This window comes from Ferruginibacter yonginensis (assembly GCF_042651465.1).
GTDB lineage: Bacteria > Bacteroidota > Bacteroidia > Chitinophagales > Chitinophagaceae > Ferruginibacter > Ferruginibacter yonginensis.
On record NZ_JBHSCZ010000001.1, the window covers coordinates 1 to 12,424 of the forward strand.

At 37.6% G+C, this 12,424-nt stretch carries 4 protein-coding genes; all 4 read left to right on the forward strand.

Annotation, left to right across the window (positions count from 1 at the left end):
* On the forward strand, positions 1–304 hold a 304-nt coding region (locus ACFOWM_RS00005), incomplete at its 5' end, for a T9SS type A sorting domain-containing protein (RefSeq protein ID WP_379705225.1).
* Between the two features lie 256 nt (positions 305–560).
* The gene (locus ACFOWM_RS00010) at positions 561–3,773 is read left to right on the forward strand and encodes a T9SS type A sorting domain-containing protein (RefSeq protein ID WP_379705228.1); all 3,213 of its coding nucleotides are present in this window, start codon (positions 561–563) and stop codon (positions 3,771–3,773) included.
* A gap of 9 nt (positions 3,774–3,782) precedes the next feature.
* Positions 3,783–4,079 (forward strand): hypothetical protein, encoded by a 297-nt coding sequence (locus tag ACFOWM_RS00015; protein WP_379705231.1) that lies wholly within the window; start codon positions 3,783–3,785, stop codon positions 4,077–4,079.
* Between the two features lie 325 nt (positions 4,080–4,404).
* The gene (locus ACFOWM_RS00020) at positions 4,405–10,458 is read left to right on the forward strand and encodes a T9SS type A sorting domain-containing protein (protein WP_379705233.1); all 6,054 of its coding nucleotides are present in this window, start codon (positions 4,405–4,407) and stop codon (positions 10,456–10,458) included.
* Positions 10,459–12,424 lie beyond the last annotated feature (1,966 nt).

Here is a 12,424-nt window from a genome sequence, read left to right on the forward strand (position 1 = left end):
CAATATCAACAGTGCTACTGTAAAGGTGGCGGCGGTGGTTACAGCAACAAAACAAGGCGTAAGTATATACCCTAACCCTGTTGTAGGTGACAACATCAATGTTCACTTTAACGGGCAACCATTAGGTGAATATCAAATAAGTATTTACAATGCGGTAGGGCAAATGTTACATCAACAAACTTTAAAAATAAATAACAACCAACAGCTCACAACCATCACTATACCTCATTTGGCTACTGGATCATACGAATTAAAATGGGTAGGGGCTGATGCTAAAATAAACACCGTACCATTTATGAAATAAATAAAATTCAATGTAGGTGTATGAAACGAATACTGTTTAGTGTTCGTTTTTTTTTTATGGGTTTTATCTTAAAAAAAATGTAATCAGCAAGTGACGCAAACTATTCTGTAAATGTATTATTACTTAATTAAGGTATTTACACAATATAACAAACAACATAGCGTTAGTATTAATACGATAGTGTGTAATCGTATTTTAACCTTCGTGAAAATGAAGGTGATTGTAGTGGTCTGTCAATTATTAAAAATAAAACTCCATGAGAAAAATTTTAATAATCGCCGCTCTAGTAAGTTTCCAACAAACAAATGTATGGGCACAGTTGCCTATTGCCTACTATGATTTTGAAAACAATAGTACCCGTACTACGATGGATCTTAATGCAGAATTAGCAGTGAATAGTGCAACGAGCATTACATCTCCCACAACAATTACACAAACAGCCGGTGCTGGTACTTACTATGGTGGTAGTGCCAATGGCAGTGCATCTAATATCAGCAATTTAATTACGTTGCTCACAGGTGACCCTGGTGCTGCGGCTGCAACATCTTACCAACAATTTGATGTAAATACCAGCGGCTTTCAACAAATTAGTCTTTCGTTTAGCTACAAGCAAGGGGGTATTGCCGCCTTATCAAACCCATTTGTTTCAGCAGGCTACAGTGTTGATGGTGGTAGTACATGGACGAGCTTGAACCTTGCATTAAGTTATAGCACCAGCTGGAATGTACTGAGCAATGCTGCATTGGGTAGCAACGCTAATAATACTACGGTCACTATTCGCATTTACCAATATGTGAGTGGGTTGGTATCACTCACCCCTAATTTTTCAATTGATAATATTATTGTTGGTGCAGGTGCAACGCATACAGGTAAAACATTTGTATCGCTTAGTGAAACGGCTATTTATACTGGGTTTACATCGGGCAGTACAGGTAGTATTTTTAATAGGGGTTCATTTAATGTATCAGGTGCAGGTGCTGCATTAACATTGGGTAGCAATATGGCTTTTGGTTCGGGTAGTACTTTAACAGTTGAAACAGGTACTTCACTCATCACCAATAACGGTTCAGTTGTTAATGCGGTAACTGGTGCAGGTAATGTAACATTACAAGCAGGTGCTTATTTGTATATCAGTAGTACAGCAGGTTTATCAACCACCGCAAGTACGGGCAATATACAAGTCACCGGTAGCCGTATTTTAGCAGCAGGCGCTCATTATGTATACAACAACCCTTTAAGTGCAGCACAGGCTACGGGTAATAACTTACCAGTTAGTATTAGCGGCAGTGTAATCATTAACAACAGCAATGGGGTAACGTTAACAAATGTTACCACTATAGCCAACGGTGGTTTGTTACATTTATTAGATGGCGCTTTTACCAATACCGTTGGTTTAACTATTGCGGCTGGTGCAACCATTAACAGGGCCAACGGAAGTTTAACGGCTTACCCAACATTTGGTAATGGCATGTATTTAACATACAGCGGTGCTAATGCCGTTAATACAGGTTTTGAGGCACCCAATGTAACGACGGCTTTGGCAGATGTAACCCTTCAAAAAACGAATGCTACTGATATAGTAACTGTAACCAATCCCATATGGATCAATGATAATCTTTACCTCAACAAGGGTGTATTGAGGGTGCAAAATACTACTGTAACCTTGCGTTCTACCGCCACAAATACTGCAAGGGTAGCGCCAATTGTAGCTACTGATGCTAGTATTGGTTATGTAGGAACAGGGCAGTTCGCTATTGAACGTTATTTGTTTGCCAAAAAAGCATGGCGTTTTATTGCCACACCTATACAGGCCGCTGATGCGACCACTATTTACGCAGCTTGGCAAGAAAATGGTTCGATGGCTTCCACCGGTTATGGTACCCAAATTACAGGTCCGGTTACAGCGATAGGGGTTGATCAAATTACGCCAAGGTCATCTATTAAATATTTTGATGGGGCTACTAATAATTTTATTGATGTATTAAATACTGGCAATCCAATTTATAACAGTCGTGGTTATTTTGTATTTGTAAGGGGTGATCGTAGTATCAATACAAGTGGCACTACAGGCGCTACTACATTGCGTTTGCAGGGTAAATTATTTACAGGTACACAATCTTACAGCATACCTGCTAACCAATTTTTATCAGTGGGTAATCCCTATGCATCGAGGCTCAACATCAAACAAGCTTTTGAAAATACGGGTAGTGGTGGTTTGGTCAATGCCTTTACAGTTTGGAACCCCAACAATGCTGGCTCATACAATGTAGGGGCATATGAAACTTATATTAGGGATATAAGTACTGGCAACTATTTGCTCAATGGTAGTGGTGCTATGAAAAATGATATTGAAAGCGGACAAGCATTTATGGTACAAGCCACTGGTAGCACGGGTAATTTTAGTGTAGCTGAAGTAGATAAAAATAGTGGCAGTGCATTGGTTAGTAAAGGCGTTATGGCCCGTACAGATGTTGTTGTACCAGCATTGGCTATTCAATTATTAACCAATGATGTTGCTGGCACAAGTTATATCGCCGATGGGGTATTGCTGAACTTTGATGCTGGTTTTAGCACAGCTATTGATGCAATGGATGTGCGTAAAATATTTAACAGTGCCGATAATATTGCTATTAAAAACGGTACTAACAATTTAGTAGTGGAGCGAAGGCCTCATATAACCGTAAACGACACTATACAATTAATGGTTTCGGGCTTAAGAGTAGCGCATTATCAACTTAACATTGCTCCAACTGCATTACCATATCCGGGTTTACAAGCAATATTAAAAGATAAGTTTACGGGTATTGATCACATTGTTAGTGTTACCAACATTACCGATATTGGGTTTGATGTAACCAGCAACCCACAAAGCTACGCAAGTGATCGTTTTATGATGGTGTTTAGGTTGTTACCACCCACTCAAATTACGAGCATAACGGCAGAGCGTTTTGGTAATGAAACAGTACAAGTGGTTTGGCAAACCATCAACGAAAATAATATGGATTATTATGAGCTACAACGCAGTACTGATAGCATCAACTTTACCAGTATTGGTTCCCAAATAGCATCTGCCAATAACATGGGTACACCTTATTATATCATTAACGATGCCACTGCCAGTAGGGGTGATAATTGGTACCGAGTGGTGGGACATTTATTAATAAGCAATACTATTAACAGCACAACAGTAAAAGTTGCAGCAGCAGCACCAATTGCCCAAAGTATGGGTGTGTACCCTAACCCGGTGGTAGGAGATAATATTCATGTACGTTTTAACAGACAAGCTATGGGTGATTATCAAATTAATATTTACAATGCTGTGGGGCAGCTTATTCACCATCAGGCACTCAGCATTAGCAACGTACAACAAGCCACTACTATAACAATTCCTCAACTAGCTAAAGGTAAATATGAGTTGATATTGGTTGGTAATGATGGTAAAAAGCAGAACGTCCAATTCATTAAATAGCGCTGCTTTTTGAACGCTCATTTCAGTCATGTATATGATGTTTTCGATACTGTAAAAGACGATTTCGCTACTGTAAATGATGTTTTCGGTAATGTAAATGATGTTTTCGATGCTGTAAATGATGCTTTCGATGCTGTAAATGATGCTTTCGATACTGTAAAAGACGATTTCGCTACTGTAAATGATGTTTTCGGTAATGTAAATGATGTTTTCGATGCTGTAAATGACGTTTTCGGTGCTCCAAATGATGATTTAAGTACTATAAACATTGATTTCTTAGCTGCAAATGATGTTTTCGGGGCTTAAATATTCATTACATATCGTATGTTACCATTGTTCTGCCTTGTGAAAATCCCTCCAATAACCACTGTTTCGCTATTTGCAATCAACTGCATTTCGGCTGTTGCAAACGTATACGTTAATAAATATGCTGTTTTTTGTGCATAATTAATGATTCCTTCATATGGTAAAAAGTAGTTGTACTAAGTAAAAAAGCTACATTTGTACACCCGATACCTATAAAAATTCAATTCCTTCTTAATCCTTTATTTGTTTTGATGTACTAACTGTAGGTTAAGCCTATGGAGCGTTGTATTGTTTTGGAGAACCGTTCAATTTAATTATTCATATTATGAAGGTATTTTTTACAAAAAAAACAAGTATTGTTTTAATTTTTGTGTTGGGTTTGTTGGGAAGTAGTTGGGGACAAGTGACAATAGCCTCACAAGATTTTGAGACTACACCTGCTACACCTACACTTACTTTTACTAACACTAATGGTGCAAATTCAACTGGAACAAATGGTGCAGGAAGACCGGCTAACTCTAGTTTGTTTGTGAGTGGCTCAAGAGGGTGGCAAGTGTTAAACGCAACTTCTACATTAACTTTTGCAAATCAATCTTTAGCTGGTTATACTAACTGTTTTGTTGATTTTAGATTAGCAGGTATGAATGCTAATACAACTGTAAATGGTATAGATGGGGCAGATTTAATTACAGTTTTTATTAGTGTAGATGGTGGAACTACATATTCAAGCGAACTAACAATTGGGGGTTCTGCAGCTAATCAATTTTGGGATTTTACTTCAACTGGAAGTACATCTATAACATATGATGGAAATAATACTCCAACTGCTGTAACTGTTACAACTGGAGCAACCGCAATTACTACCGCAACAATCAATATTCCAAATGTAAACTCTCAGGTAAGGGTAAGAATTTCTATGTTAAACAATTCTGCCGATGAACGTTGGGTAATTGACGATGTTAGAATTAGAGGTACAGTTGCCAATGCAGCACCCACAGCAAGTGCTGTTGCAATAACAGGTACAACTGTGGTTGGTCAAACTTTAACGGGTAGTTATACTTATGCAGATGCTGAAGGCAATACTGAGGGTACTTCAACATTTAAATGGTACAGGGCTAATGATGTAGCTGGTACTGGTGAGGTAGCTATTGCAGGTGCAACTGCTACTACCTATACACTTACAGGTGCTGATTTGAATAAATTTATACGTTTCAGTGTTGTACCTGTAGCTACTACTGGTACGCTCACAGGTGTTGAAACATTTAGTGGTAGGGTAGGTCCTGTAACCTCCAATAACAACAGTACCGCTACTATTACAGTAGCAAGTGGTTTTACTGCAACGCCCAATGTACCTTATATAAATTTTGTAGGTACGAATGTATTGCCTACTAGTCATGAGTTAGCCCGTTTTAGTTTAAATGATGTTGCTGGTGCTACAGATGACGGTTTGACAACCACTTTAACGGCATTGACCCTGAGTTTGAGCAACAGTGCACAAATTGAAAGGGTAGCTCTATATGATGATGCTAATACTGAAATTCAAGAAATAGCTGCTGCCGCTACCTTAAATTTTACCGGTCTAAATATTGTTGCACCATCTGGTAGTAATATTAATTTTAGCGTAAGGGTTACGTATAAAGCAGCTGTTACTGATAATGTACAAAACCAAGTGGTTATAACAAGTGCTACTGCAAATACTGCAGGTACTGTTTTTGCCGCAGCTGATGCTGGTGGTGCAGCATCATCTATTGCTGTTGATGATAATAGAATTGAAGTATTAGCAACTCAGTTAAGTTTTGTAACAAACACTTCCAACGTAAATGTGAATGTGGCAATGGCACCGTCTCCAAGTATAAGGGCTATTGATGCACAGTCAAATATCGATTTAGATTTTGTAAATGCCATCAGTGTAACACAATCTGGAAGTAGTTTTGCTGCAGGGGCCACTACAAGTGTAAATGCGGTTAGTGGTGTGGCTACATTTAGTAATTTGATATTTAATATTCCAGCTACTGGTGTTATAATCAATGGTACGGCCATTGGCTTAACTACAACCCCTAATAGCAACCCTTTTAATGTTAGTTTGGTAACGTTGGCTACTGATTTTTTTAGAAGTAATTCTAATAATACTGGCAATGGTGGGGCATGGTCAACGGCTAGTAATTGGCAATCCTCTAGTGATAATGTAACATGGATAACTGCTACTGCAACTCCAACCAGTACTGCTAATTCTATTACAATAAGAAGTGGTCATAATATTGATATAACAGCAACTGTAAACGCTGATCAATTAATAATAGAATCGGGTGCAAGTTTACGTTTTAGTGGAGGTAATTTTACTTTAGCTGATGGTACGGGTACAGATATGGTAGTTAATGGAACTTTTAACAGAACTACTGCTAATACATTTATTGTTTCTGGTACCATTACAGTTAATTCAGGTGCAACTTATATACATGCAACTAATGGTTCAAGTATACCCACAGCTACTTGGGATGTAGGTAGTAATTTGAACATTACTGGTATGACAACTACTGCGCCAACAGGTTTTGGTCAAGTTTTTGGAAATGTAAATTGGAATTGTAGTGGACAAACCAATTTTGCTATTATTGGCAATAATGGGGCTTTTAATCCAAAAGGTCTGATGACAGTATCTAATACTGGAACAAGAGTAATTGAATTAGAAAGTGATGGTTTAGGAAGTACTTACAACTTTGATGGCGGTTTAACTATCAATGGTGGAACTTTTGTAGTAAGTTATGGTAGTTCTGGATTTGCAGTGCAAGAAGCATTGTTAAATATAAATGGTAATTTAATCGTAAGTGGTACAGGTAAATTTGATATTGCTCAAGGTCCTGGTAATATAGCTACTTTTGGATATGGTGCTAGTGTAAAAATAACTGGCGATATAACAATTACAAGTTCAGCAACAGAGGCTATAACAGCAACTGCAACAAATAATTATGGATACATTTATTTTGATGGTGGAACTTTTAATCACAATTATGTTAGAACGAGTACTGTAGCATCAAGTTATGTTGATTATGAGGTATCAACTGGTAACACATTGGTACTACAAAATAATATGCAGTTGTTTTCTGCTTCTACAACGCTTTATGATAATCTTTTTGTTTACGGTACATTAAATACACTTACCAATGCGGTGGTACAATCATCGGGTACAGCTTCTAGATTTGCCGTGTTTAGTGGTGGTACTATCATCACTGCTAACACAGGTGGTTTGGTTGGAGCCGTTGCTGTTGGTGGTGCAAAAACGTACACAGCAGGTGCTAATTATGTATTTAATGGTAATACCACCACACCATTTCCTCCTACGGCATCAGCATTTGGTAGTCCGGCTAGTTTGGTATTTAATGCTTTGGTTACTTCTAACCGTGCAACTAGTATTACTGTTTCAGGTAATATCGATATATCTACTAATGCATCATTCACATTAAGCCCAACAAGTAATAATATTTCATTAGGAGGAATAATGACTATTGCTTCTGGAGGCACATTTGATAACAATGGTGAAAACCAAATCACTAATGGTGGCGGTAGTATCATTGTTAACGGAAGGTTTATAACAAGAGATGTACAAGGTTTTACTGGTACAAATACTGCTGTACCAACAGTACCCGTTACATTAAATGTTGGTAGTACTGTTGAATATGCGTTTAATGGTAACCAAGCTGTTACTACTAGATCTGATTATCAAAACATTGATATTACAAACGGAGGTAGTAAAACTACCAATAATGCTATTACGCCTATTGCTGGAACTGTGAAAGTGAATGCTGGTGCTACTTTAGATGTAGGTACCAATACCTTTGGGGGTGGAAGTACTAACTTAACATTGGTTACTACGGGTAAATTTATTAATGGGGGCAGTGGTGTTAAGCCCGATATAGGGGGAAACTATAATTTAGGTATTGGCAGTACTGTTGAATTTATGGGTACATCTGCTACACAAGTAAGGGTGGCCCCTTCATATTATAATATGATTGTTAGTGGCAGCAATGTTTCAACAAGTACTGCAACCGCTACATTGATGTTTCAATCAGGGGGAAGTTTTACTGTAACAAATACAGGTAATTTTAAAGTACGTAATACAGATGGTTTTAGTGGTAGTACTAATACCGCTGTAAACAGCAATAACAGTCCTTCGATTGTTTTAGCAACGGGTAGTACAATAGAGTACGTGGAAAATAGCAATCAAGCTATCACCAATGCCCTTCCATATCAAAATATTATATTGAGTGGTGCAGGTACTAAAACTGCACCGGCTGGCACTTTAACAGTGTTGGGTAATTTTACTAAAAATAATGCGGCTTCGGTATTCAATGCAAATGGTGGTACAGTGGCTTTTAATGGAACGGGTGCACAAGTATTTGCAAGTACCAATACACCATCAACCATTAAAACAGCTACAACCTTTTATGATGTAAATATTGGTAATACTGTAGGCGGTTTACGTATTGATGCTGATAGTATGAATATAGAAAATAGTCTTACCCTTGGTGCTGCTGCTAAACTTGATTTGGGTACCGGGTATGTTATTTTAAAATCAACGGCAGCTAAAACAGCCTTTGTAGCCCCTGTGTTAGGTGGTGCTACTATCAGTTACTCAGGTGTGGGTCGTTTTGAAATAGAGCGTTATTTATTCGCCAAAAAATCATGGCGTTCATTAGCAACACCTATTGATCCAACAGACCCTACTACGGTTACACAGGCTTGGAGGGAAAATGCAAGTGCATTGACTTCAACGGGGTATGGAACTCAAATATCTGGTCCGGCTACTTATGTTGGTACAGATCAAACTACTGTAAGGGGTTCATTAAAAAGTTTTGATATGAACTTGGGTGATTTTGTTGAAGTTACTAATATGGATGCAACACCTATTTACAATCGTTCGGGTTATTTTGTGTTTGTACGTGGCGATAGGGCTGTAAGTACTACAGGTACAACTGGTGCTACTACTTTACGTATGAAAGGTAAGTTATTAGTAGGTACGCAAACTTACACAGTGGCTGGCGATAAGTTTTTATCAGTTGGTAACCCATTTGCGGCACGTATTGATATGAAACAAGCGATTGCCAATACCAGAACCGGCGGTATGGTAGAAGCATTTACGGTGTGGAACCCTAATAGTCCGGGTAGCTATAATGTAGGTGCTTATCAGACTTATATTAAAGATTTGAGCACAGGCGATTATAAATTAAATGGCATTGGTGCGGTGAATAATTTTGTAGAAAGTGGACAGGCTGTATTTATACAAGCAATTGGTGCCACAGGAAGTTTTGCCATTGGTGAGGGTGATAAAGTAAGCGGCAGTAGTTTGGTAAGTAGGGGTGAAGTTGCATCAAGAACGGGTGTAACGGTACCTACTTTAGATATTGCTTTGAACACCAACGATGTAAACGGAAGCTCGTTTACTGCAGATGCTACCTTGGTGAACTTTGGCAATTTTAATGATGGTATAGATGTAATGGATGTTAAGAAAACATTCAATACCGCTGATAATATTGCTATTAAAGCCAATAATCAATATTTGGTAGCAGAACGTAAAACCATGCCGCAAGCCAATGATACCATCTTTTTACACATAGCCAGTTTACGTACCACTAATTATAGTTTTGAAATCAATCCTTCTTTATTAGGTGGTTTAGGATTAGAGGCTTTGTTGATTGATCGCTTCTTAGGTACTAGTACGCCTGTTAGTCTAACTGATGTAAGTACCATCAATTTTACCACCACAGCCGATGCCGCTAGTAAAGCTAATAATCGTTTTGCCATTGTATTTAAACCAGCAGCGGTATTGCCAGTAACTTTCACAACCATTACAGCAGAAAGGGATGGTGGAAGCAAACAAATAGCCGTTAAGTGGCATGTTTCAACAGAATTAAATATCAATCGTTATGAAGTAGAACGTAGTGCAACTGGTACTAACTTCATTACGCTAGGCAATACAAATCCTACTAATAATACAGGTAGTGCAGCCACTTATGTTTATCATGATGCGGCACCTTTGGCAGCTACTAATTATTATAGAGTAAAAGCGATTAGTAATAACGGTGCAGTGCAATACAGTGCGGTTGTGAAAGTAGCAGCTTTACCAATAGCTAATGGTTTTGTGGTGTACCCTAACCCAGTGGTAGGTAACACTATTAACTTACAAGCGAACCAAGTAACAAAGGGTGCTTATAGTGTACAATTGGTAAATGCAACCGGACAAATTGTTTACAAAGGGGCCATCAATATTAATAGCGATCAACAATCGACGAGTATTGCTTTGGACGCAGCAACAGCTCCGGGTAAATATACGTTGGTGTTGGTAGGTGCGGATGGGAAAGTGAGTGTGGGAGTAGTGGTGCGATAATTAGTATTTACATATTAATAAGGCGTTCATTTTAAATGAGCGCCTTTTTTTGTATAAGCTGATAGCGTACTATATTTTATGCTGTTGCATTGTAATGTTCTTTTTGCTTCTCCAAAAAGGAACCAAAAAAGGAGCCCCGTATTCGATGACGGCCCGAATACTGTTTGGTTCCTTGATGTGGCTATTGTGGTACTGTAAACTGGGCAGTGGAAAGTGCTTCATCGCTTTATGTTGGTTGTAGTATTTGTTATAGCGTACTATATTTTATGCTATTGCATTGTAATGTTCTTTTTTGCTTCTCCAAAAAAGAACCAAAAAAGGAGCCCCGTATTCGATTACATCCCGAATACGGGCTGGTTCCTTGATGTGGCTTTTGTGCTACTGTAAACTGAACAGCGTTTTTTAAATCATCGCTTTATGCTGGTTGATGTACTCTTTTTTGTTTGTATATGTTAGGAGTTTCTGTTTTGATAGCTTCCATTTTTTTATGCCGTTGCATTATGATGTTCTTTTTTGATTCTCCAAAAAAGCACCAAAAAAAGAGTCCCGTATTCGATGACGGCCCGAATACGGGTTGGTTCCTTGATGTGGCTTTTGTGCTACTGTAAACTGAACAGCGTTTTTTTATCAGCGCTATATGTTACTGGGCGTATTATTAACTCAATTGTATTGAATGGTTACTCGTATTATCTTGGGTACATCCATCTGACCTTATAAAAATAAGGCGTTAAAAAATTTGAAAAAGTGGAGCGTAAAAAAGAAAATGATAAGAAAAGTTTCAAAGGTTCATCAGGGCAATGGATGAATTGTTAACCGATGCTGCTACATAGCTTTTTTCTTTTTAGCGAAACGGTTCAAATTTTAGCCGTTTTTTATACAGTCTTGATTTTTTTTGTTACTTTTTTATATCAAGACAAAAAAGTAAATAAGCTGTTTTAGGAATGATAAAATGGTGTTATGTAATGATATAGTTTTAGGCATTTAATGAATATGGACGTCTTTTTTTGTATGACTTGATAGCTTACTTTATTATTTGCTATTGCATTATAATGTTCTTTTTTGCTTCTCCAAAAAAGGAGCCCTGTATTCGATGACGGCCCGAATACGGGTTGGTACCTTGATGGGGCTTATGTGCTACTGTAAACTGGGCAGTGGGAAGTGCTTCATCGTTTTATATTTGTTGTAGTATTTGTTATAGCGTACTATATTTTATGCTATTGCATTGTAATGTTCTTTTTTGCTTCTTCAAAAAAGTACCAAAAAAGGAGTCCCATATTCGATGACGGCCCGAATACGGGTTGGTTCCTTGATGTGGCTTTTGTGCTACTGTAAACTGGGCGTAGGTTTTTCAATCATCGCTTTATTTTAGTTGGGATTACTTTATTGATTGAATTTTTTGTTGGTTGTCGTTTTGATAGTTTACTTTATTATTTGCTGTTGCTTTAAGATGTTCTTTTTTGCTTCTCCAAATAAGTACCAAAAAAAGTACCCCGTATTCGATGACGGCCCGAATACGGGTTGATTCCTTGTTGGTGGTTTGTGCTATTGTAAACTGGGCAGTGGCAATTGCTTCATCACTTTATTTTAGTTGGGATTACTTTAGTGGTTGAATTTTTTGTGGTTGTTGTTTTGATAGCTTTTGTACAGCTTTCGTATAGCTGTTACATAACTGTTATAAAGCTGTTGGTACGGAGTAAGTGGGCTATGGTAAGCTTTTTGGAAAGCTTTTGCTGAACTTTTGAAAGAAAGTTGGGATATTTTTTTACATATATTAAAAAAATAATAACATAGTGTTGGTCTATATTTCAGTAGGTTTTAATGACATAAACATGTGAGACTTACTATTTTTTTAATTTTTTTGTAACTTATTAAAACAAGTTTTGCGATAATTACGTAATTTTACTAAACAAAACCAAATATCTAACAAGTACAAACCCTAATTTGTATTTCATTAATCTGTTTTGTT

Bases quoted from the DNA above. Each gene is read 5' to 3' on its own strand.
- ACFOWM_RS00010 (WP_379705228.1), top strand. From the start codon at position 561: ATGAGAAAAATTTTAATAATCGCCGCTCTAGTAAGTTTCCAACAAACA.
- ACFOWM_RS00020 (WP_379705233.1), top strand. From the start codon at position 4,405: ATGAAGGTATTTTTTACAAAAAAAACAAGTATTGTTTTAATTTTTGTG.